The sequence below is a fragment of the Psychromonas aquatilis genome, assembly GCF_038155185.1.
Taxonomy (GTDB): Bacteria; Pseudomonadota; Gammaproteobacteria; order Enterobacterales; family Psychromonadaceae; genus Psychromonas; species Psychromonas aquatilis.
Map to the genome: position 1 here is coordinate 1 of NZ_JBAKAZ010000443.1, position 211 is coordinate 211.

A 211-nucleotide genomic window follows, 5' to 3' on the forward strand; every position below is an offset into this window, starting at 1 on the left:
AGCACCTAATTCTAAACCAATTAAGCGATCAATATCATCCACCCTTCCCGTAGCCATCACGACCGGAACACCTGTGAAAGTGCGTAATTCCCTGTAAATATCTAACCCGTTTTTTCCGGGCAACATGAGATCTAATTTAATTAAATCCACTCTATTACCTTTTACCCAACTAACAACTGACTGACCGTCGTTAATCACCTTTGTTACAAAG

The 211-nt window shown here is 40.3% G+C and carries 1 protein-coding gene; it reads right to left on the reverse strand.

Annotated features, from left to right (window positions below; translation table 11 throughout):
• Positions 1 to 211: response regulator (locus V6256_RS16105; RefSeq protein ID WP_341599198.1), on the reverse strand; the 211-nt coding region annotated here is incomplete at both ends.